At 31.2% G+C, this 22,679-nt stretch carries 19 protein-coding genes; 10 read left to right on the top strand and 9 right to left on the bottom strand.

Annotated elements, in window-relative coordinates; all coding sequences use genetic code 11:
- The first annotated feature begins 19 nt into the window (after positions 1 to 19).
- The 8 genes from BM549_RS02200 (at position 20) to hemN (ending at position 11,686) form a co-directional block, all read left to right on the top strand.
- The gene (locus tag BM549_RS02200; protein ID WP_290468766.1) at positions 20 to 2,086 is read left to right on the top strand and encodes a hypothetical protein; all 2,067 of its coding nucleotides are present in this window, start codon (positions 20 to 22) and stop codon (positions 2,084 to 2,086) included.
- A gap of 20 nt (positions 2,087 to 2,106) precedes the next feature.
- The gene (locus BM549_RS02195) at positions 2,107 to 3,795 is read left to right on the top strand and encodes a family 16 glycosylhydrolase (RefSeq protein ID WP_290468765.1); all 1,689 of its coding nucleotides are present in this window, start codon (positions 2,107 to 2,109) and stop codon (positions 3,793 to 3,795) included.
- The gene (gene bglX / locus BM549_RS02190; RefSeq protein ID WP_290468764.1) at positions 3,795 to 6,101 is read left to right on the top strand and encodes a beta-glucosidase BglX; all 2,307 of its coding nucleotides are present in this window, start codon (positions 3,795 to 3,797) and stop codon (positions 6,099 to 6,101) included. Before BM549_RS02195 ends, bglX begins: the two co-directional genes overlap by 1 nt.
- Positions 6,098 to 6,856 (top strand): glycoside hydrolase family 16 protein, encoded by a 759-nt coding sequence (locus BM549_RS02185; RefSeq protein WP_290468763.1) that lies wholly within the window; start codon positions 6,098 to 6,100, stop codon positions 6,854 to 6,856. Before bglX ends, BM549_RS02185 begins: the two co-directional genes overlap by 4 nt.
- A 19-nt stretch (positions 6,857 to 6,875) precedes the next feature.
- Entirely contained in the window at positions 6,876 to 8,291 is a 1,416-nt protein-coding gene (locus tag BM549_RS02180) for a T9SS type A sorting domain-containing protein (protein ID WP_290468762.1), read from the top strand.
- Positions 8,292 to 8,371: 80 nt separating this feature from the next.
- A complete protein-coding gene (locus BM549_RS02175; RefSeq protein ID WP_290468761.1) occupies positions 8,372 to 9,373 on the top strand; it encodes a LacI family DNA-binding transcriptional regulator in 1,002 nt (333 codons plus the stop codon).
- Positions 9,374 to 9,385: 12 nt separating this feature from the next.
- Complete coding sequence (locus BM549_RS02170) at positions 9,386 to 9,745, top strand: hypothetical protein (protein ID WP_290468760.1); 360 nt, start codon at positions 9,386 to 9,388, stop codon at positions 9,743 to 9,745.
- A gap of 576 nt (positions 9,746 to 10,321) precedes the next feature.
- Positions 10,322 to 11,686: an oxygen-independent coproporphyrinogen III oxidase gene (hemN, locus tag BM549_RS02165; RefSeq protein ID WP_290468759.1), complete on the top strand. Its 1,365-nt coding sequence runs from the start codon at positions 10,322 to 10,324 to the stop codon at positions 11,684 to 11,686.
- 99 nt (positions 11,687 to 11,785) lie between these two features.
- Here the strand turns inward: hemN and BM549_RS02160 are convergent, their stop codons facing one another.
- From BM549_RS02160 to BM549_RS02120, 9 genes are all read right to left on the bottom strand, one after another.
- Positions 11,786 to 12,493, bottom strand: a complete 708-nt coding sequence (locus BM549_RS02160; protein ID WP_290468758.1) for a sulfite exporter TauE/SafE family protein — start codon at positions 12,491 to 12,493, stop codon at positions 11,786 to 11,788.
- Positions 12,493 to 12,939, bottom strand: a complete 447-nt coding sequence (locus BM549_RS02155; RefSeq protein WP_290468757.1) for a FixH family protein — start codon at positions 12,937 to 12,939, stop codon at positions 12,493 to 12,495. The genes BM549_RS02160 and BM549_RS02155 overlap by 1 nt, the downstream gene beginning before the upstream one ends.
- A 21-nt stretch (positions 12,940 to 12,960) precedes the next feature.
- Positions 12,961 to 14,382, bottom strand: a complete 1,422-nt coding sequence (gene ccoG, locus BM549_RS02150) for a cytochrome c oxidase accessory protein CcoG (protein ID WP_290468756.1) — start codon at positions 14,380 to 14,382, stop codon at positions 12,961 to 12,963.
- A gap of 3 nt (positions 14,383 to 14,385) precedes the next feature.
- On the bottom strand, positions 14,386 to 15,339 hold the full coding sequence (locus BM549_RS02145) for a cbb3-type cytochrome c oxidase N-terminal domain-containing protein (RefSeq protein WP_290468755.1): 954 nt from the start codon (positions 15,337 to 15,339) through the stop codon (positions 14,386 to 14,388).
- 2 nt (positions 15,340 to 15,341) lie between these two features.
- A complete protein-coding gene (locus BM549_RS02140; RefSeq protein ID WP_290468754.1) occupies positions 15,342 to 15,533 on the bottom strand; it encodes a CcoQ/FixQ family Cbb3-type cytochrome c oxidase assembly chaperone in 192 nt (63 codons plus the stop codon).
- Positions 15,534 to 15,535: 2 nt separating this feature from the next.
- Complete coding sequence (gene ccoN, locus BM549_RS02135; RefSeq protein WP_290468753.1) at positions 15,536 to 17,740, bottom strand: cytochrome-c oxidase, cbb3-type subunit I; 2,205 nt, start codon at positions 17,738 to 17,740, stop codon at positions 15,536 to 15,538.
- 19 nt (positions 17,741 to 17,759) lie between these two features.
- Positions 17,760 to 17,951, bottom strand: a complete 192-nt coding sequence (gene ccoS, locus BM549_RS02130) for a cbb3-type cytochrome oxidase assembly protein CcoS (RefSeq protein WP_290468752.1) — start codon at positions 17,949 to 17,951, stop codon at positions 17,760 to 17,762.
- Between the two features lie 88 nt (positions 17,952 to 18,039).
- Positions 18,040 to 18,282, bottom strand: coding sequence for a hypothetical protein (locus tag BM549_RS02125; protein ID WP_290468751.1), 243 nt, complete (start codon positions 18,280 to 18,282; stop codon positions 18,040 to 18,042).
- Entirely contained in the window at positions 18,279 to 20,687 is a 2,409-nt protein-coding gene (locus BM549_RS02120; protein ID WP_290468750.1) for a heavy metal translocating P-type ATPase metal-binding domain-containing protein, read from the bottom strand. The genes BM549_RS02125 and BM549_RS02120 overlap by 4 nt, the downstream gene beginning before the upstream one ends.
- Before the next feature lie 136 nt (positions 20,688 to 20,823).
- Here BM549_RS02120 and BM549_RS02115 point away from each other — a divergent pair, with 136 nt between their 5' ends.
- The gene (locus BM549_RS02115) at positions 20,824 to 21,531 is read left to right on the top strand and encodes a Crp/Fnr family transcriptional regulator (protein ID WP_290468749.1); all 708 of its coding nucleotides are present in this window, start codon (positions 20,824 to 20,826) and stop codon (positions 21,529 to 21,531) included.
- Between the two features lie 367 nt (positions 21,532 to 21,898).
- A complete protein-coding gene (locus tag BM549_RS02110; RefSeq protein ID WP_290468748.1) occupies positions 21,899 to 22,615 on the top strand; it encodes a hypothetical protein in 717 nt (238 codons plus the stop codon).
- Positions 22,616 to 22,679 lie beyond the last annotated feature (64 nt).

Genomic DNA, 22,679 nt, shown 5'->3' with positions numbered 1-22,679 from the left:
AATTATAAAAATTGAAACTATGAAAACAATTAAAAACATATTCAGTTTAATATTACTAGTCACATTTGTAATTAGTTGTGTACAAGACGATGATTTACCAGATGTAAATGCATTACCTGCACCAACAAATGTTTCGGCTTTAGTAACTGTAGCACAAGACAATTCAGGATTAGTTACTATTACACCTTTAGGAGAAAGTGTTGCTAGTTTTAGGGTAGCATATGGAGATAATTCTGGAGAAAACTCAGGAGAACTACAACCAGGAGAAAGCACGCAACATATATATAGCGAAGGGACTTATACCATAGCTATATCGGCTAGTGGAATAAATGGAAAAACTACAACGGTATCTCAAGAAATAATAGTCTCGTTTCAAGCGCCAGAAAACTTAATGGTAACCATAGAAAATGATGCTTCTATATCTAAACAAGTTAATGTAACTGCTAGTGCAGATTTTGCAATGTCTTTTGAAGTAGATTTTGGAGAAATGGATGCTTCTCCAGTAATGGCTAATATAGATGAAACCGTATCATTTCTTTATCAAGAAATAGGAACTTATACTATAACAGTAACAGCATTTAGTGCAGCTACAGAAACAGCAGTATATACTGAAGAGTTCGTTGTTACAGAAATTTCACAACCATTAACTGCAGCACCAACTCCACCAAGTCGAGAAGATGCAGATAAAATTTCTATGTTTAGTAACGCCTATACAACAGATGTTAATGTAAGTTCATGGCAATCAGATTGGAGTACAAGTACATTAACAGATATACAAATTGATGGTGACGATGTAAAATCTTATGTTGATGCAGATTTTGTTGGAGTAGAATTTTATGGAGCAGATGCAGTAGATGCTACTAATATGGAATTTTTCCATTTAGATGTTTGGACTAATAATGCAGAAACTTTTAGAGTAAAATTAGTAGACTTAGGAGGTACCGCTACAGAAGCCGAAATTAGCTTCGATGGGATAACTCAAGGTGAATGGGTTTCTTTAGATATTCCTATGGCAGATTTTATTGCAGGAGGTATGAATGCTACAAATTCAATACAACAATTAATTTTTTCAGGTCTACCAACAGGGACTTTCGACTTTTTTATAGATAACGTTTACTTTTATAAATTACCTTCTGCAGGAGGAAATACATGTGCATCTATAGAAGATTTTGAAGGCGTGGCACCAGTATTTACATCATTTGGAAATATTGCAGATACTCAAGTCGTAATGAATCCAGATATGTCTGGAGAGAATACTACAACTAATGCAGCGCAGTTTACAAAAACTGGAGGATCAGAAGTTTGGGCTGGTTCATTTTTCGATTTAGCAGCTCCATTAAATTTATCTTCTTGTACACAATTAAGTATTAAAACTTGGTCACCAAAGCTTGCAGCAGTAGTAAGATTAAAACTAGAAAATAGTGCAGATAATTCTCAGTTTTTTGAAGTAGACATGAATACAACTGTAACAAACTCTTGGGAAGAATTAGTTTACGATTTAAGTAGTGCACCAGCATTTAATTATGATAGAATTGTTCTATTCTTCGACTTTGGAGTAAGCGGGGATGATAGTGTTTATTATTTCGATGAAATTAATTTAGTATCTCAATCTAGTTCTGGTTCAACACCATTAGTATTTCAAGATTTTGAAGGTTCAGCACCAGCATTTACTGTATTTGGTAATATAGCAGATACACAGGTAATTACAAATCCAGATATGTCTGGTGTAAATACCACAGCTAATGTTGCTCAACTAACAAAAACAGGAGGCTCAGAAGTTTGGGCAGGTACTTTTTTTGATACCGCATCACCTTTAGATTTAAATACTTACACTAAAATTAGTTTAAAATCATGGTCACCAAAGTTAGGTGCAGTAATAAGATTAAAGCTAGAAAATAGCGCTAATAGTGGCGAATTTTTCGAAACAGATATGAATACTACAGTAGTTAATCAATGGGAAGAATTGGTTTTCGATATGAGTGCAGCTCAAGATTTTAATTATGATCGTGTTGTAATATTCTTCGATTTTGGTGAAGCAGGAGATGACTCTGTATACTATTTTGATGAATATACATTGACTAATTAATAATAAATGCTATGATTAAAATGAAAAATATATATAAAATTAGTCTGTTACTTGTGGCAGTAGTAACCTTTTTTAACTGCCAAGATGAAGATCAAAAATTTGGAAATGTAGTAGCACCAACAAACCTAATCTTAGATTTTGAAATTCAGGGAGTTGATGCTGCTAATCCAAATGGAGATGGAACAGGTATTGTAAGTTTTATTGCTAATGCAGATAATGCAATCACCTATCAATTTAATTTTGGAGACGGTACTAGTGTTGAAGCTACAACTTCTGGAGAAATAACTCATCAATTCACTCAAACAGGAATTAACACCTATAATGTAACAGTGTCGGCATCTGGATTAGGTGGATTAAAAACAAGTACAGCTTTAAACTTAGATGTAAAAAGTGATTTTAATGATCAAGAAGCAAAAGACTTATTATCTGGCGGAGAATCATCATCTAAGGTATGGTATTTGGCAGGATCACAGCCAGGACATTTAGGAGTTGGCGGTACTATAGATATTGCTCCAGATGCTTTTTATTTCCCAGGATTTTATGCTGCAACACCGTTTGAGAAATGTAGTGATGGAATTAGCGATTGTTTATGTAACGACGAGTTAATTTTTTCGCAAGATTCAAATAACCAATTAACATACAAGTTAAATAATAAAGGTAGAACTTTTATTAATGCAGCGCATCAACTTAGTGCTGTAGGTATGGAAGAAGGTCAAGATGCTTGCTTTGAGTTTGATACATCAGGAATTAGTAATGTGTCTTTAGCACCATCAACTACAGATTATTCTACAGTTGCAGATCCAGCATTTATGCCAAGAGGAACAGTTTTAAATTTTTCAGATGATGCATTTATGGGATATTATGTAAGTTCATCTTCTTACGAAATTTTAGAAATAACAGACGATTACTTATATGTAAGAACAATAGATGGTTTAAACCCTGTTTTAGCCTGGTATCACAAATTTGTATCGAGTGGTTGCTATGGTGACACGGGTGATGATATACCAGCAAATAATAATGTTTTGGTTTGGGAAGAAGAATTTAATGTAGATGGTGCACCATGTAATTATAATTGGCAATTAGAAGAAGGAACAGGAGATAATGGTTGGGGAAATAACGAATCGCAATATTATACTAACCGTCCAGAAAATGTTGTTGTAGAAAACGGAATATTAAAAATAACAGCAAGAGCAGAATCATTTATGGGAAGTGATTATACTTCTGCAAGAATGATTTCGCAAGGACGTTTTGAATTTCAATATGGTAAAGTAGAAGTTAGAGCCAAACTACCAGAAGGTGCTGGTACCTGGCCTGCTATATGGATGCTTGGTGATATGAGCGAAGCAGACCAATGGCCAGATATTGGTGAAATAGATATAATGGAACATGTTGGAAATAATCAAAATACTATATTTAGTTCATTACATTATCCAGGTAATTTTGGTGGTAATGCAAACACAGGTAGTACTACCGTACCAACAGCATCATCAGAGTTTCATGTTTACTCGGTAGAATGGGATGCAAATACTATTAACTTTTTTGTTGATGGCACACAATTTCATACGTTCAATAACAGTAGTGCTGTACCTTTTAATCATGAGTTTTTCCTAATACTTAATGTTGCAATGGGTGGTAATTTTGGCGGACCAATAGATCCAGATTTTACAGAATCTACAATGGAAATTGATTATATAAGAGTATACCAATAATGAGATATATTATAAAAATATTAGTCTATACTTTTATTATTTGTTTGTTTACTTGTAAAGAAAACAACAATAATGTATTAGCGGTAAATGAAGATAAAAACAGGCTGTCTAATGACATTGAAAATAAAGTAAACAACCTATTAAACAAAATGACCTTAGAAGAAAAGATAGGTCAAATGAATCAATACAACGGGTTTTGGGATTTAACAGGACCAAAACCCAAAGAAGGAGCTGCTGCTAAAAAGTACGAACATTTAAGAAAAGGTTATGTTGGCTCTATGCTTAATGTTCGTGGTGTAAAAGAAGTAATGTCTGTGCAAAAAATAGCAGTCGAAGAAACCCGTTTAGGTATTCCATTAATTATTGGTTTTGATGTTATTCATGGATACGAAACTTTAAGTCCAATTCCTCTAGCAGAATCTGCAAGTTGGGATTTAGAAGCTATAAAAAAATCTGCAGCAATGGCAGCAGAAGAAGCTGCAGCCGCAGGTATAAACTGGACATTTGCTCCAATGGTAGATGTTTCTCGTGATGCTAGATGGGGAAGAGTTATGGAAGGAGCAGGTGAAGATACTTATTTAGGAAGTAAAATAGCAGTAGCAAGAGTTCAAGGTTTTCAAGGAGAAGATTTATCTAGCTATAAATCTTTAGCTGCATGTGCAAAACATTTTGCAGCTTATGGATTTGCAGAATCTGGACGAGATTATAATACTGCAGATGTAGGTACCTCAACATTAAACAATGTTATTTTACCTCCATTTAAAGCCGCAAAAGAAGCAGGAGTGAGAACATTTATGAATTCCTTTAATGAATTAAATGGAATTCCTGCAACTGGAGATAAATACTTACAACGAGATGTATTAAAAGGACAATGGAATTTTAATGGTTTTATTGTATCAGATTGGGGATCAATAACCGAGATGATTGCTCATGGACATGCAAAAGATGGAAAGCATGCAGCAGAACTTGCTGTAAAAGCTGGTTCAGATATGGATATGGAATCTTATCTCTATGTAGAAGAATTAGCAAAGTTAGTTAAAGAAGGTAAAGTTGAAGAAGCTTTAATAACAGATGCCGCTAGACGAATTTTAAGAGTAAAATTTGAACTTGGTTTGTTTGATGATCCTTATAAATATCTTAATGAGCAAAGAGAAAAAGAAATAATTGGGCATCAAAAATTTCACGAAGCCTCATTAGATATAGCTACAAAATCTATTGTATTACTTAAAAATGAAAATAATTTATTGCCACTAAAAAAAGAAGGCCAAAATATCGCAGTTATAGGTGCTCTTGCTAACGATAAAACTAGTCCTTTAGGCAGTTGGAGAATAGCAGCAAAAGATAGTACAGCTGTTTCTGTATTAGAAGGCTTGAAAAACTATCAAGGTAACACTATTTATTATGCAAAAGGAGCAGATGTATCAATAGGTAAGCAAGAATTTGCAACAGAAATAGAAGTTAATAACAATGATAAATCTGGGTTTGAAGAGGCAATTAATGTAGCAAAAAATAAAGACGCCGTAATTATGGTTTTAGGAGAACATGGTTACCAAAGTGGAGAAGGAAGAAGTAGAACTCAGTTAGGGTTGCCTGGAGTGCAGCAAGAATTATTAGAGGCTGTATATAAAGTTAATAAAAATATTATTTTAGTACTAAATAACGGAAGACCACTAGCTATTAATTGGGCAGATAAACATATTCCATCAATAATAGAAGCTTGGCAATTAGGATCTCAAAGTGGAAACGCAATAGCAAAAATTTTGTATGGTGACTATAATCCTAGTGCAAAATTACCAATGTCTTTTCCTAGAAGTGTTGGGCAAGTTCCAATTTATTATAATTATAAAAACACAGGCAGACCCACATTACCAGCACCAGATGTAGTTTTTTGGTCACATTATCAAGACGAAGCAAATACACCGTTATATCCTTTTGGACATGGTTTAAGCTATACAAATTTTAAATACGAAACTATATCTGTACAAAACAGCTATTCAACTTCGGGAAATGTTGAAGTTTTAATAAAGTTAACCAATACAGGAACTTTAAAAGGAAAGGAAGTTGTACAGTTATATATTCAAGATACTTATGCAAGTGTTACAAGGCCAGTGAAAGAATTAAAAGGCTTTCAATTAGTTGAGTTAGAACCAGGAGAATCTAAAAATATAACATTCACATTAACAGATAAAGAGTTAGGTTTTTATAATAATCAAGGAATATATATTGTAGAACCTGGAGATTTTAAAGTATTTGCAGGAGGCAGTTCTAACACAGTTCTAGAATCAAAATTTGAAATTGTAAAATGAAAAATGCTGTCTTCATTTTAGTATTAATTTTTTTTTCATGTAAAAATGAAAATCAAGTAATTTTTGAAGACAATTTTGAATCAAACGAAATAAATTTAAAATATTGGAATTTCGAACTAGGAAACGGATGTCCTAACCTTTGCGGTTGGGGAAATAATGAGAAGCAATTTTATACGAAACAGAATGCTTCAATAAAAAATGGAAAACTAGTAATAAAAGCCACTAAAAACGATAGTAATTATTACGCATCAAAACTTACAACAAAAAATAAAATAGAATTTCAATATGGTAGTGTAGAAGTAAGAGCTAAACTACCACAAGGTAAAGGGTTGTGGCCAGCAATATGGATGTTAGGAAGTGATATAGACTCTAAAACATGGCCAGCTTGCGGAGAAATAGATATAATGGAATATGTTGGTAAAGCACCACATAAAATTCACACAACTCTTCATACTCCAGATAGTTTTGGGAACTCAAAAAACACAAAAATTACTACAATTGAAAACATAGAAAATGGTTTTCATACTTATAAAATAAATTGGACAAAAAACGATATCACTTTTTTTATAGACGATAAAGAGGTTTATGTGTTTGCTCCAAAAGAAAAAAATGATAAAACCTGGCCTTTTAACAAACCGTTTTATATCATTTTAAATTTAGCAATAGGAGGAAATTTTGGTGGGCCAGAAATAGATAACTCTATATTCCCTCAAGAGTTTATTATTGATTACGTAAGAGTAGTCAAGCTCAAATAATTAATTAATACCTTTTATTATGAAAAAAATTACTTTTTTAACTATTCTATTAACTATGTTTTTAGGATACTCACAGCAGCAAGTTTATACTTTAGGATTCGAACCTTCAGATCCAGACGGCGATATTAATGCTTGGACTACTTTCGATCCACCAGCACCATCTTTCGAAATTATAGATAATCCTATGCCTAATGGAGTAAATACTAGTGCTACAACAAAAGTTTTAAAACTAAATATGGTAGGAGCAGCACCATGTTATGCCGGAGCTACAAATTTTAATGGAACTCTTGGTTCTTGGGAGCTAGATGCTACTGTATCAAGTAATTTAACTTTAAGTATGGATGTAAATAGAAGCAGTACTAATGGTGTTGTAGGTGTGAAATTTGCAAATGCTACAAATGGTACTGTTTTTGAAATTACAGACGCACAAGGTCAAGTATCTGCAGCTAATACGTGGGAAACTTTAACATGGGATATATCTGGCGGTGCAATAAGCGCAGAAAATTTAAATATTGAACAAATAGCAATATTTATAGATTTTACCTGTGGAGGAGCAGATACAGCAGAAGATGTAGAACTTTTAGTAGATAATATTACTTGGGGAGCAAATAAAATTTCAGAAGCAACAGAACCATTTAATGGTGTTATAAATGTAGATGCTAATGCTGCTTGGGGAGGATTTATGAATGTTTTCGAAACTCCTACAAATGGAGGAGCATATGTTTTTGGTAGTGGCTGGGGAGTTTTAGATTTAAAAACGGTATTAGACACTGGTGCAAATACAATAACTTTACAACCAAATTTTAATACTTATCTAGACAATCCATTAGATCCTTTTTGGGTAGATCAAACAACACTTTTAGGAAATAAGGAAATGGAAGCTAGTACTGTAATTCAAGATAATTCATTAGTTGGAGAATCATTTACATTTACAGGAAATGTAGCATCCAATACATTAAGTCCTATGTATAACGAATATGCTTTTATTAGAATCTTTGATGCTGGTTTTGGTTTGTTAGAAGAAATAACTTCTCCATTATCTGTTGGTACAGATTTTTCTGTTAGTTATAATAATACACAACCTGCAGCGGCTAATATTCAATATGGTTTTACAGTTAGAGGTGTAAATGCTAACCCTTCTAATGAAACGGCTTTAGGTAGTGTAGTAATTCAACCTTCAGTTTTAAGTTTAGAAACATTTAATGCAAATAACTTTACAGTATTTCCAAACCCAACATTAAATAATTGGACCGTAACAGCAACAAAGCCTATTACTAATATTAAACTTTATAATGTATTAGGAAAACAAGTTAGTATTGTAACAGCTAATGCAAAAACAGTAAGAATAAATGCTAATAACCTACAAACAGGATTGTATTTTGCTAAAATAACAACAAGTCTAGGTACTAAAACTGTTAAACTTATACGAAAATAGTTTTACTTTGTAATTATCTATAGAATATTAAGTGCGCTAAATGTTTTATAGCGCACTTTTTCATTTTAAACCTAGTAATAATGATAACTTTAAAAAAGATAGCTGAAGAATTACAAGTATCTGTGTCAACTGTATCTAAAGCATTACACGACAGTCCGGAAATTAGCGATGTAACAATTGCAAAAGTTAAAAGTATAGCAGAAAAATATAATTATAGACCTAATCAAAGTGCATTAAATTTAAAAAAACGTAGCACAAAAACCATTGGTGTAATCATTCCTAATATTTTAAATTATTTTTTTGCAAAAGCATTGCTAGGTATTGAAGAAGAAGCTACCAAACAAGGTTATAATATTATTACATGTTTAAGTAATGAATCTATTGAAAAAGAAAAAAAGACACTCGATTTACTTTCAAACGGAAGTGTGGATGGTTTTATTCTTTCTGTAGCAGAAGAAACCCAAGTTAAAAAAGATAAATCTCATTTTAACAATATTATAAATCAAAAATATCCCTTAGTAATTTTCGATAGATTTTTTGATGTTATAAATTGTAATAAAATAATTGCAGATGATTATGAGGCAACTTATAATGCAACAAAACATTTAATTGGGGAAGGAAGAACTAGTATAGCCTTAGTAAGTAATATTAGTGGTTTAAATGTAGCTAATTTAAGAATTAATGGTTACAATGAAGCCTTAAAAGAAACTCAACAAGAACCAATAATATTAAATATAAAAAATCCAGATAATCAAGAGCAAGAAATTGAAGATTTTATAAAGGCTAATAAAAATAAGGTAGACGGTATAATTGCTATAGATAATACGTCTGGTGTAATTATATTAAATAAAGCTTTAAAATTAAATATAAGTATCCCTAAAGATTTATCTTTAATTGGCTTTTCAAGTAATAACGTATTAAAATTCACAAATCCTAAACTATCTACAATAGAGCAAAATCCAGAGTTATTAGGTGCAGCATCTGTTAAAAAAGTAATAGAAATTATAAATAGTAATACTAAAATTAAACCAACGACTAGTATAATAAAAACAACTTTAGAATTGAGAGAAACTACATTATAAATAGAAGTTTCTATGCAACTACATAATTTACCTGGTAAGTATAATATTATTGGTACAAATCAAGACCAAAAAGAAGCCACTTATAAAGGAACTTTAGAATTATCATTAGATGATAATAATAGAGTTTTAGCTAAATGGCTTATTAATAATAACCAGAAGCAATTTGGTAAAGGCTTTTTTCATGATAATATTTTAGTTATAAATTTTAATTATAAAGGCGAATCTAATGAAGTCTTAAAAGGAGTGGTAGTTTACAAATGTATTACTAAAGATATTCTTGATGGATTTTGGTCAGAAAAGCATGGCAATCCATTATATTTAGGAAAAGAACGTTGCTTTAGAATTGACAGCCAGATAAATAATTTAAATTAAATTTTATACTCTTAAACCTCCGGGTTATGAACTAATTTAAGAAAAAAGAAATCGCCTGTTTATAGGGGTTTCCAAGCTTCGTGTATTCAAAACCGTATGCAAATCGTATGCAAATCGTATGCAGTTTAACCTTTTGGTTAAAAAATATTGTTAACTGCAATTTAGAAAATAAAATCAAATTTTATAGCGTGTTTTAGGAGAATGTTTTAAGTGAAAATTATTGGATGATTTTAGTGAAATTTTAATTCTTAAATTAGAAAATATAACAACTAGTTTTCCAATGTTCTTATGGAAAACAGTATCCAAAAAAAGAAACATGACATTTGTCATCTTATAGGATATCTTCTTATTCTAAATTTGTCTCAATCAAACAAAGTACTATTAAAGTTTTAAAGACTTTTATTGGTAATAAAAGGTCACACTTTTAATTACTTATTTAAACCATTCTCCTTTTATAAGTTATAATTCATGGCAGTCTTTTTTATTCCAATAGTGTTTTTAAAGGTTATTTAGGTTTACTATTTATAGAATAGTTTAATCGACTATTTAATGTTTCAAAAAAAATAAAAAATAAAAATGGACAGCACTTTAATATCAAAATATAATGTAGCAGGACCAAGGTATACAAGTTATCCAACAGTACCTTATTGGAATGTAGATTCTTTTTCTTTAAAAAACTGGAAAACTTCATTAATAAAAAGCTTTGAAGAAACTAATGATACAGAAGGTATAAGCTTATATATACATCTTCCATTTTGTGAAAGTATGTGTACTTTTTGTGGCTGTCATAAACGCATCACTAAAAATCACGCCGTAGAATTGCCATATATTGAAGCGCTTATAAAAGAATTTAAGTTATATAAAGCTATACTAGGCAAAAGGCCAAATATAAAAGAATTACACCTTGGAGGAGGCACACCTACTTTTTTTAGTGTAGAAAATATAAGAACACTACTTCAAACTATTGACAGAATTGGAAAGTTTAGAGACGATTGTGAATTGAGTTTTGAAGGTCATCCAAATAACACAACAAACGATCACCTTAAAATGTTTAGTGCTTTCAATTTTAAACGTGTAAGTTATGGAGTACAAGATTATAATTTAAAAGTTCAAAAAGCAATACATCGTATACAACCTTTTGAAAACGTAAAACGCGTTACAGAAGCCTCACGAAATATGGGCTTTACTTCTGTAGGACATGATATTATTTTTGGTTTACCGTTTCAAACCGAAGATGATGTACGTAATACAATATATAAAACTATAGAGCTAAAACCAGATCGTATTGCATTTTATAGTTATGCACATGTACCGTGGATAAAAGGTAATGGGCAACGCGGTTTTAGTACTGAAGCTTTACCATCAGCTTCTCAAAAAAGCAGGCAGTATCAAATAGGAAAAAAACTATTATTGGATGCAGGATATTTTGAAATAGGGATGGACCATTTTGCTTTACCAACAGACACTTTGTACAAAGCACAAAAAGAAGGAAAGCTTCACAGAAACTTTATGGGTTATACCGCTTCTAAAACAAAATTAATGATAGGTTTAGGTGCATCATCAATTAGTGATAGTTGGTATGGTTTTGCTCAAAACACTAAAAATATAGAGGCCTATAAAGACTTAGTTAATAACGATATTATTCCTGTATTTAGAGGGCATATATTAAATGATGAAGATTTAAAAATAAGACAACATATTCTTAATCTTATGTGTAATTTTAAAACCAATTGGGAAGACGATGCTTTAAATTTTAAAGAATTAAATGATGTTTTAATTAAATTAAAAGAATTAGAAAAAGATGGTCTAATTGAAATAGGAAATAAACAGATTGTTGTTACCGAAAAAGGACAACCATTTGTAAGAAACATTTGTTTACCATTCGATTTAAGATTGCAAAGAAATAAACCTGAAACCAAACTATTTTCTATGACAATTTAACTCATCTATTTTAAGGGTATAATGTAAAAGGAAATACTATTAAAACAGTGATTTCCTTTTTTTATAGAGGTATAGCTAAAAAAAGCGTTATTAATATTTTTAGTGGCAATTATATTTTGCATTTACTTGTTCAATAGTAACCATTTCAGAAGGAGATAAATACGGGATATCCAAGCCTAAGCCTCTTAAAATAAAGAAAAGTCCAATTATAATAACAAAAATGGGAATTACTTTTAAAACACGACCCTTAATTTTGTTTGTTAAAAAATTGCTTAAATATATGGCAGTAGTCATAAGTGGTACAGTACCTAAACCAAAAATAGCCATATATAAGCTGCCTTTGTAAGCACTTCCAGTAGCCAGTGCGCCAAAAATAGCCATATATACTAAGCCACATGGTAGCAATCCGTTTAGATAGCCAATAGTAAAAAAAGTACTCTTTTTTTTGTTTTTTAATTCTTTACCCATTTTAGTTTTTACTCTAGAAACTAGCTTATAAATAGGTTTAGAAAAGTTATAACGATTAAATATGTTTGACGGAATTAATATAAAAACAATCATTAAAACTCCAATGACAATAGATATTTGTTGCTGGAGACCAAACAAATTTAAACTTTTGCCAATTACACCAAAAAGTAAACCCAATACAGAGTAAGTAAGAATGCGTCCTGAATGGTAACTTAATAATTGTAAAATCCGATTCGTTTTATTTTTTCTATCTAAAGGAAGTAAAAAGGCAATGGGACCACACATTCCTACGCAATGAAAGCTTCCAAGTAAACCAAATATAAGTGCCGAGTAAAGCATTAGTATAAAATTTGTTTTTTATACATATACTTTGTTCCATCATATTCCCAGTCTATAGTAATGTTCCAACGACCGTCTAACATCTTATTGTCAGGTATGAGCAAATTAGAAGATGTTAGATTCAACGGCATGTTGAAATCTAACTTTTCGTTAGACGGTCTATACAGGAACACTTTTCCTTTAATTTTAGAAGGTTCTAATTCTTTAGGAAACTCTAATAACCAACCGTTATTAGTCTTAGTGTTTTTAATTTTTTCTTTTAAGTTGTAAGTGTTTGTTTCTGCATCAATCTCTCTTTGGTAAAGCATTTCCTTTTCATAATACTCTTCAGTTACCAAATCATGACTATATTTTTCATTTGTACTCATAGTAATAACTAAGTATAATATAAAGCTCATAAAAGCTAACATTCCTACTACAATACCAGTTCCCCAATTCCATTTCATAACTTTCAATTTTATGTTTTTTTATCTATAACTTCTTGGTCCTAAAAAAGCAGTAGTTGTTGTTTCAATTAAAACATCACCACTATAAACACCTATTTCTAGTCGGTTTTTATCTGCTTTTAATTCATTTGCATTTAAATCAATAAATAATGTACCTTCTGCGAGACCTTGCTCTTTAACTATAAAATCATCATGAGAAACTAATCTAATTGTGCCTTGATGTGATAGTAGTTTAAAATGAACATTATCTATATCTTTCGTTGTTTTATTTACCAATTTATAAGTGTATACATTGCTAATAATATTATTTGCTTTTCGTTCGTATAATTGACCTGGTAATCTTAATATTTTAGCTTCAATATCATTTCTTAAAAAAAGCATCCCAATAAGTACTGCGATTAAAATAGCTAGGACAGAAACATAGCCTTTAAGTCGAGGAGTAAATTTAAATTTCTCTTTTTTCTCAATATTATCTTCACTAGCATACCTTATTAAACCTTTAGGAAGGTTTACGGCTTCCATCATGTGATCGCAAGCATCTATACATGCAGTACAGTTTACACACTCTAATTGTGTGCCATTACGAATGTCTATTCCTGTTGGGCAAACATGAACACAGGCAAAACAATCAATACAATCGCCTTTACCAGTAGTTGATCTGTTTTCATTTTTTTTAAATTTTGCTCGACCTGTTTCTTTTTCTCCGCGTTTATGATCATAAGCAACTATTATAGATTTATTGTCTAACAATACACCTTGGAGACGTCCGTAAGGGCAAGCAATTATGCAAACTTGCTCCCTAAACCACGCGAATACAAAATAAAATACGCCAGTAAATATTAATAAAGAAACTAAAGTACTAATATGTTGTGATGGGCCATCTGTAATGTATCTTATTAGTTGATCACTACCTATAAGATAGGCTAAAAATACATTGGCAATAGCAAAAGAAATAAGAAAAAAGATAAACCATTTTAGCACTCTTTTTTTTATTTTCTCGGCGTTCCATTTCATTTTACTAAGGCGTAATTGTTTACCTCTATCACCGTCAATCCAGTATTCAATACGTCTAAAAACCATTTCCATAAAAATAGTTTGTGGGCAAACCCATCCACAAAATAAACGTCCAAATGCCACTGTAAAGAGTATAACAAATACAACACCTACAAGCATTATAATAACAAACAAATGAAAATCTTGTGGCCAAAAAGGATAACCAAAAATATTAAAACGGCGTTCTAAGACGTTAAACATTAAAAACTGGTTACCATTAATTTTAATAAAAGGTGCAGAGAATAAAAAGATAAGCAATACGTAACTTACATATTTGCGATACTCGTACCATTTACCATTTGGTTTTTTAGGAAACACCCAAGCACGCTTTCCTTCTTCATTTAGCGTGCCAATGGTGTCTCTAAAATTATCTTGACCTTGTTCTGCCATTTATTATTTAATTGTTAGTTCTGCAGTTATTGAGTCTTTTTCAACTTCTGGAATAGCTTCTTGAGTATCAATAGGAGCGTTTGGGTCTATCCATAAATCACCTTCAGCAGCTTTAGGTTCTGCAGGTATTGTACCTTGAAATGAGAGTACATAACTTGCTACTTGAGCCATTTCGGCTGGTTTTAGGTCTGATTTCCAAGAAATCATCCCTTTTCCACTACGTCCACCTTCAGAAATGGTATTAAATACGTTTTTAATTCCACCGCCTAAAATCCAATATTTATCGGTTAAGTTTGGGCCAATGCCGCCACCACCATCTGCTTTATGGCAAGCAATACAATTTGTAGTAAATATTTTCTTTCCTATCTTTAAATCTGAAGCGTCTGTTAATAACGTTACAGTATTTACATCTACTAAGTCTTTAGCTGTTTTTTTCCATGCTTCAATTTCAATTTTGGCTTCTGCGATTTCAGCCTCATATTCTTCGGCTTGATTATAGTCGTTAAATACTTCAAAACGAATAAAATAAACTAAAGCAAAAATTATAGTAGCATAAAACATATATACCCACCATGGTGGCAAGTTGTTATCCAATTCTTGAATACCATCGTAATTGTGATCGAGTATTATTTCGTGTTCTTCTTCTATAGCTTTACTACCTAATAGTTTTTTATAGGTATCTCTAAACCATTTAAATTGGTTGTCTTTTCTTAAGGCTTCTTTTTTCAGGTAAGTATCTTGTTGTTCTATTGATAATGTTCTAAATAAGATAGATTTTAATGCTTCAATGCAAATTTCAAAAGCAAAAGCAAAAAGCATAACTGTACCAATAATAACCCAAAAAAATGGTTGGGTAAACATGGCCCATTCTTCATTTGTTTCATAAACCCATTCTATGGTAGTTATTGATAATATGAAAAAAAATAAGAGTCTTAAAAATGATGCTGTTGTTCTCATAATTAGTTGTGGTTGGTTTTAATAGTATCATCTTCTAGCGGAATATTACTAACTTCAGATATGTGTGATTTTTTGGCTGTAAAAACCCACCAAAATAGGAGTGAGAAAAAGATAAAGAATATTAATAATGAAATTATTGGATAGACTTCTACGCCATCTATTTGTTCTAGATTTCCTTTAATATATTTTAACATAACTATTCGTTTTTTTGAAGTGCAGTTTTTTCTGCAGTTGTAATTTTAATATCTGTTCCTAATCGTTGTAAGTATGCAATTAGTGCAGTTACTTCGCGATTTCTCATTTCAATAAAAGCTTCATTGTTTTCTTTGGCATATTTTTTATCTGCCTCGTATGTTTTTGCAAAGTCAGGATCGTTATATAGATTTTTTTCAATGGTTGTTCCTTGTTCATTCATCCATTGTTGTGCTCGAGAAATGTCCTCATCGGTATATGGCACGCCTAAACTTTTCATGGCTTTCATCTTGTTTTCAGTTAAACTTTTGTCTAACTTGTTTTTAATAAGCCATTTATATGAAGGCATTATAGAACCTTCAGATGTTGTTTGTGGATCGTAAAAATGACTTAAATGCCAATTATCACTATATTTCCCTCCAATACGCATTAAATCTGGTCCTGTACGTTTACTACCCCAAAGGAAAGGGTGATCATAAATGTATTCACCTGCTTTAGAGTATTCTCCATAACGTTCTACCTCACTTCTAAATGGACGAATCATTTGAGAATGACAAGACACACAACTTTCTCTTATATAAATATCACGTCCTTCTAATTCTAGTGGCGTGTAAGGTTTTACACTTGAGATAACAGGAATATAATCATCTACCATTAGTGAAGGTATTATTTGTACCATACCACCAATAAGTATTGCTATAGTAGCGAAAATGGTTAGTTTAACTGGTCGTCTTTCCAACCAAGTATGATAACCTTCTTTATTAGTACGTTTTTTTGTTACTTTTTGTAGTGGAGCAGCTTCGGCTAATTCATCAGTAACTTTGCTACCAGATCGCGCTGTCATAATTATATTATAAACACCAATTAAAGCACCAATAATAAACATTGTACCACCAATCGCACGCATCCAGTACATTGGTATAATTTCACTAACAGTTTCTAGAAAGTTACCATAGGTTAATGTACCATCTGGATTAAATTGTTTCCACATAGAGGCTTGTACGAATCCCGCAACATACATTGGTAGTGCATATAAAATAATACCTAATGTACCTATCCAGAAATGAAAGTTTGCCAATTGTATTGACCATAGTTTTGTTTTAAATAGTTTTGGAACCATCCAATAAACCATACCAAAAGTTAAAAATCCATTCCATGCTAAGGCTCCAACGTGAACGTGTGCTATAATCCAATCACTAAAGTGAGCAATGGCATTAATGTTTTTAAGAGATAGCATTGGGCCTTCAAAAGTTGCCATACCATAACCTGTAATAGCAACAACCATAAACTTAAGCACTGGATCTGTACGAACTTTGTCCCATGCACCTCGTAAAGTTAATAGTCCGTTTATCATACCTCCCCAAGAAGGTGCTATAAGCATAATGGAAAAGGCAACACCTAAGTTTTGTGCCCAATCTGGAAGTGCAGAATAGAGCAGGTGATGTGGTCCAGCCCATATGTAAATAAAAATTAGTGACCAAAAGTGAACAATTGATAACCTATAAGAATAAACAGGTCTATTAGCAGCTTTTGGAACAAAATAATACATTAAGCCTAAAAATGGAGTCGTTAAAAAGAATGCTACAGCATTGTGGCCGTACCACCATTGGACTAAGGCATCTTGTACTCCAGCATAAACCGAATAGCTCTTTAAAGCACTTACAGGTATTTCAATACTATTTACAATATGAAGGACAGCTACTGTAACAAATGTTCCTAAGTAAAACCAAATAGCGACATAGAGATGACGCTGTCTTCTTTTAAAAATTGTACCAATTAAGTTAGCACCAAAAACCACCCAAATTAATGCAATTGCAATATCAAAAGGCCATTCTAATTCTGCATATTCTTTTGATGTAGTGTAGCCTAATGGAAGTGTAATTGCAGCACCAACAATAATGGCTTGCCATCCCCAAAAATTTAGTTTACTTAGCCAGTCTTTCCACATTCTAGCTTTCAATAGACGTTGTGTAGAATAATATACACCTGCGAAAATGGCATTACCTACAAAGGCAAAAATTACGGCATTAGTGTGTAGTGGACGTAAACGACCAAAACTTAGCCATGATATGCCATCTGTTAGGTTAGGGAATAAAAACATGAAGGCTAATAATAGCCCAACAGACATGCCTACAATTCCCCAAAACATTGTCGCTACAATAAAATGTCTTACAATTTTATTGTCATAATAGAATTTTTGTACTTCCATAGTTACTTTAGTTAATCTTTTAATTGGTTTGGTTTTTAGGTTTCTTTTTATTTGAATCTTTATCTATTACAAGTTCATCGTCAAAAAGCATGCGTATAGATGGTGTATATGTGTCATCATATTGTCCTCTTTTTACAGACAAAATGAATGTCACAAAAAAAATTAGCGCCACAATAACGCTTATTGCTAAAAGCATATAAATGATGTTCATACCTGTTTAAATTATGCTGTAAAATTACTGTTGCACTATTTTAAAAAAGATGACTTTTATCAGTTTTGTAAAATTTATCACGTATTTTTTATACTAAAACATAGAGTCCTAAAATTGAAATAGACTTTTTTATTTCTTGTGTCGAGTGTGGTTGATTTTTTAAGAGGTTTGATTGACCTAATTTTTCTAATGCTTGAAATTTTGAATGTAATTGATGGTATTGATTTGAGATGTAATTTTTCATAACAGAACATTCATTACAAGTTTGGTTTAATGCTACAGCTTTTAAATGTTCTATTTCTATAGATATATTTTGTGTTTCTTTATTCATGGTATATTGGTTTTTATCTTTAGTTTTTTTCCAATAAAATGGGTTGTGAGAGTTGTAAATATTACAATGCTTATTGAGCTTAGTGGCATTAAAATAGCAGCTACAACGGGCTTTAATTGACCAGTGATTGCAAAACCTAATCCAATTAAATTGTAGAATAATGAAAAGATAAAAGCATATTTAATAATCTTTATTCCCTTTTTTGAAAGGGATAAATATTTTGGTATATGTTTAAACTTTGATGCGTCTAAAATACCATCGCAAGCAGGTGAAAAGATGTTGACGTTTTCTGAAATAGATATACCTACATTACTTTGTGCTAATGCTCCAGCATCATTGAGTCCATCTCCTATCATTAATACATTAAAGCCTAACGCTTGTTCTTTTTTAATATAATTAAGTTTGTCTTCTGGCTTTTGGTTAAAAAGTATGGTTGTATTTTTGGGAAGCATTGCTTCTAAGTATGCTTTTTCGCCATCATTATCACCAGAGAGAATGACTATTTTATACGTGTTACTTAACTTATTAAAGACTTCTTCTACGCCATCTCGGTACTCGTTAAAAAATGCATAGCAACCTTTATAAGTGTTTTCTGTGCTTATATGTATAGCAGTTCTATTATGTGTTTTTAAGGTTTGTTTACTTTCTTTATTATTCACATAATTAAATGAGCCAACTTTAATTTTTTGATGATTAATAATAGCAGTAATACCTTGCCCAATATCTTCTTTGTAATCATCTAAAGTGCAAATGTTATTTTTATCTAGGATAGCATACAAAGATCTGCTTAAAGGATGATTAGAGGCACGTAGCGTACTTGTTAATAGGGATTGTTCTTCTTTAGTTAAAGAAATACCTTCATATACAATAGCATTTTTTTTACTTGTTGTTATTGTTCCAGTTTTATCAAATACAATAGTATTAATATTTGCCATCTGTTCTATTACAGAACTGTCTTTTATATATAATTTATGACGTCCAAAAATGCGTAATAGATTACCAAGTGTAAAAGGAGCAGCAAGAGCAATAGCACAAGGACATGCCACAATTAAGACTGCTGTAAATACATTTAATGCTAAATATGAATCTATAAATAACCAAAAAATTGTCGCGATTAGAGCTATAATAATTAATGTAATAGTAAACCGTTTGCTAATACTATCAGTTAGAGTTTCAAAAACATTACGACTGTTTTTTTTGAATATATCGTTAGACCACAGCTGTGTGAGGTAACTTTGTTCTACAGTTTTTAAAACTTCAACTTCTATTGGGCCTGCTTGTTGTCTTCCTCCAGCAAATAATTGATCGCCAGATGTTTTTGTAATAGGCTCTGCCTCACCAGTTACAAAGCTATAATCTATGAGTGCATTGCCATTTATTAATACAGCATCTACAGGTAGTAATTCTAAATGTCTAATAAGTAATCGGTCACCTTTTTTAACATCGTAAATCTGAGTTTGTTCTTCTAATTTTGAAGAGTCTTTTTTTATTAATCGAGTTACAGCAATAGGAAAGTAAGATTTGTAATCACGCTCAAATGATAAAAAAGCATATGTTTTTTGCTGAAAGAATTTACCAAGTAATAAAAAGAAAACTAAACCAGACATGCTATCAAAAAAACCTGATCCATAATCCATGAGTATTTCTACTGAAGACCTAATAAATAATACAGAAATCCCAATGGCGATTGGCACATCTATATTTAAGATTTTTGATCGTAGTCCTTTATATGCAGAAATAAAATAATCACTACTAGAATAGAGTAAAACAGGAAGAGCGAAAGCAAACATTAACCAACGAAAAATGTGCTTAAATTTATCAAGCCAAAATTCATCAACCTCAAAATATTCAGGAAAAGAAAGAAACATAATGTTACCAAAAGCAAAACCTGCAACACCTAATTTGTAGATTAGGCTTCTGTTTATTTTAGGCTTACTTTTGCTAGCATCTTCTAGAGAAATGTAAGGTTCGTAAGCTATTCTAGAAAGCAAAATAACCAAGTCTTTTAATGTCATTTCTTTCGAAGAAAATGTGATTCTAACTGTTTTTTTTGGAAAATTTACTTGTGACGTTTTTACAGCAGCATTTAATTTATTAAGGTTTTCCAATACCCATATACATGAACTGCAATGAATAGTTGGTATTAATAAAGAGACAACTTGTATATCTTGCTCGTTAAACTCTAAAAGTTTACTAACTATTTGTTCATTATCTAAAAAATCAAATTTGCCTTCTTGAATAAAAGGTGTATTACCAGGTGTGTGTTCTAAATCATAATAATACGAGAGATCATTATCATTCAAAATATCGTAAACAGTTTTACAACCATTACAGCAAAAGCACTTGTTGTCATGCTTTATTTTATTTGTTTTGCATTCATCACCACAATGAAAACAGTTATCCATAGTTAATTAATTTACTCATTATACCTATGGCAAAGGTTATTATACGCAAATTATTAAACCATGACTTTTGTCATAGTTAATAAAAAAGATTATTTAAATTTTAAGTCAAGAAAACGTATTTAATTATATTTATAACGTGAACAAAAACCAACAAAAACATAGCAGATGCGAGAATTGCATCATAAAACAATTAAACGTTTTAAAAGTTTTAAAAAAGGAAGAGCTTAAGCGAATATCAGATAGTAAAATCACAAAAACAATAAAAAAAGGTGAAGCTATTTTTCAAGAAGGTGAAAAGTTAAATGGTGTTTTTTGTGTTCGTGATGGTGTTTCTAAATTGTCAAAGATGAGTGACAATGGAAAAAGTCAAATAGTAAAAATAGCAGCGAAAGGAGAAGTTTTAGGACAACGTTCTGTAATAACTTCAGAAAAAACAAACCTTACTGCTATAGCTATAAACGATATGGAGGTTTGCTATATTCCTAAAAACCACCTTCATGAAAGTGTTGATAATAACGTAGAATTTACCAAAGCTATATTAAAACATATGGCTAAAGATTTAAAATTTGCAGATGATGTTATTGTAAACATGGCACAAAAAACAGTGAAACAACGTATTGCAGAAACACTACGGTATCTTGAAGATAATTTTGGTAAAGACAATGAGGGCTATATAGCTGTAATATTAACTCGTGAGGATATTGCTAGTATTGTAGGCACAGCAAAAGAAGCTTGCATTAGAACATTAACTGTTTTTAAAAAAGAAAAATGGATTACTACAGATGGTAAACGAATAAAGATAACAGATAAAAAAGCCCTCTACAAATTAATAGAAGGCTTGTAGTAAATTGTATTTATTATTGAATAATAATCACTTCACTAGTACTTTCTAAAAAAATGAGCTTAATCTTTTGCCTATGAATAGAAGTTACAACACAACCATCTTTATAATCACTACATAATTATTTAAAATACATAAAACCATATAACGAGGTTTTAAACTGTGCGCCAGACTAGTACATCATATTTAGAAACAGCATTATAATTTTTTTTAAAATTTACGATTTTATACAAATCAATTCTTTAAAAAAGGTTTTATATTTAAAACCTCTCATACCAAGATTTTCGCTTAAATTTATTGGTATTCGCTTATTTTTAAGCAAAAGAGGCGCGCTATTAAAATTTTTATCTAACTAATATTAATCAATAACATGAAAAAAACTATTTTAATTCTAATTGCATTTCTATGTTTTTTACCTCAAAAGATTGAAGCTCAAAAAGACGGAGCTGCGGCTGTAGCAGGAATACTAGCCATTGGAGCAGGTATTGCAGCTGTAGAAGAAATGAAAGAACAAGCAGAATTAACAGCAACACAATGGGTTTTATCTAACCATCCAGAACTTACTAGCTTCTCATTAAAAACTTTAGACTTTAATGGTAAAAAGTTAAAAGATATGTCTTCAGTATCTGTAATGACTTTTAAAATTCAAGAATTTACTCCAGCCGATAAACCAGAATTAAATGGTAAAAAACAAGTCCTTTTCGGCTTTACTTCCGCAGGATGGATAAGTGAATATGGTATTAATTTCGATAAAGTGAGCTGGTATTTAATAGATGATACCGAGTGGCTTAACATGATGGTGTCCTATGTAAAAGTGTCTTCAAATATGGAGAGTACTTCCGAAATTAAAAGCACTTTAAAAGAAGGTAAAGTGGTTAACAAAGGTGTAAAGGTAAATAGTAAATTAGTAATACCTTTTTTCAAACTATCAGGAGATATGTATGTAGTTACAGATTACTCTCCAAGTATGAAACTACTTTATAACGAGCGCTCCTTAGGCATCTTTTTAAAAGACACGCAAGATCTGGTTCAAATAAGTCGTGGTGGAATTATCGATATTCACCAGTTCTTTTTTGATGAAGATTAAATTCACTTTTTAATATATTTAAAATATAACAATTCTTTAAAAAGGTTTTATATTTAGATGCTCC

This window comes from Lacinutrix sp. MedPE-SW (genome assembly GCF_001874145.1).
Lineage (GTDB): Bacteria > Bacteroidota > Bacteroidia > Flavobacteriales > Flavobacteriaceae > Lacinutrix.
Note: the sequence above shows the minus strand (reverse complement) of the source record. Positions and strands in the feature narration are given on the sequence as shown.

Coding starts and splice junctions, on each gene's coding strand:
- BM549_RS02200 (WP_290468766.1), top strand. CDS start 20: ATGAAAACAATTAAAAACATATTCAGTTTAATATTACTAGTCACATTT.
- BM549_RS02195 (WP_290468765.1), top strand. CDS start 2,107: ATGAAAAATATATATAAAATTAGTCTGTTACTTGTGGCAGTAGTAACC.
- bglX (WP_290468764.1), top strand. CDS start 3,795: ATGAGATATATTATAAAAATATTAGTCTATACTTTTATTATTTGTTTG.
- BM549_RS02185 (WP_290468763.1), top strand. CDS start 6,098: ATGAAAAATGCTGTCTTCATTTTAGTATTAATTTTTTTTTCATGTAAA.
- BM549_RS02180 (WP_290468762.1), top strand. CDS start 6,876: ATGAAAAAAATTACTTTTTTAACTATTCTATTAACTATGTTTTTAGGA.
- BM549_RS02175 (WP_290468761.1), top strand. CDS start 8,372: ATGATAACTTTAAAAAAGATAGCTGAAGAATTACAAGTATCTGTGTCA.
- BM549_RS02170 (WP_290468760.1), top strand. CDS start 9,386: ATGCAACTACATAATTTACCTGGTAAGTATAATATTATTGGTACAAAT.
- hemN (WP_290468759.1), top strand. CDS start 10,322: ATGGACAGCACTTTAATATCAAAATATAATGTAGCAGGACCAAGGTAT.
- BM549_RS02160 (WP_290468758.1), bottom strand. CDS start 12,493: ATGCTTTACTCGGCACTTATATTTGGTTTACTTGGAAGCTTTCATTGC.
- BM549_RS02155 (WP_290468757.1), bottom strand. CDS start 12,939: ATGAAATGGAATTGGGGAACTGGTATTGTAGTAGGAATGTTAGCTTTT.
- ccoG (WP_290468756.1), bottom strand. CDS start 14,382: ATGGCAGAACAAGGTCAAGATAATTTTAGAGACACCATTGGCACGCTA.
- BM549_RS02145 (WP_290468755.1), bottom strand. CDS start 15,339: ATGAGAACAACAGCATCATTTTTAAGACTCTTATTTTTTTTCATATTA.
- BM549_RS02140 (WP_290468754.1), bottom strand. CDS start 15,533: ATGTTAAAATATATTAAAGGAAATCTAGAACAAATAGATGGCGTAGAA.
- ccoN (WP_290468753.1), bottom strand. CDS start 17,740: ATGGAAGTACAAAAATTCTATTATGACAATAAAATTGTAAGACATTTT.
- ccoS (WP_290468752.1), bottom strand. CDS start 17,951: ATGAACATCATTTATATGCTTTTAGCAATAAGCGTTATTGTGGCGCTA.
- BM549_RS02125 (WP_290468751.1), bottom strand. CDS start 18,282: ATGAATAAAGAAACACAAAATATATCTATAGAAATAGAACATTTAAAA.
- BM549_RS02120 (WP_290468750.1), bottom strand. CDS start 20,687: ATGGATAACTGTTTTCATTGTGGTGATGAATGCAAAACAAATAAAATA.
- BM549_RS02110 (WP_290468748.1), top strand. CDS start 21,899: ATGAAAAAAACTATTTTAATTCTAATTGCATTTCTATGTTTTTTACCT.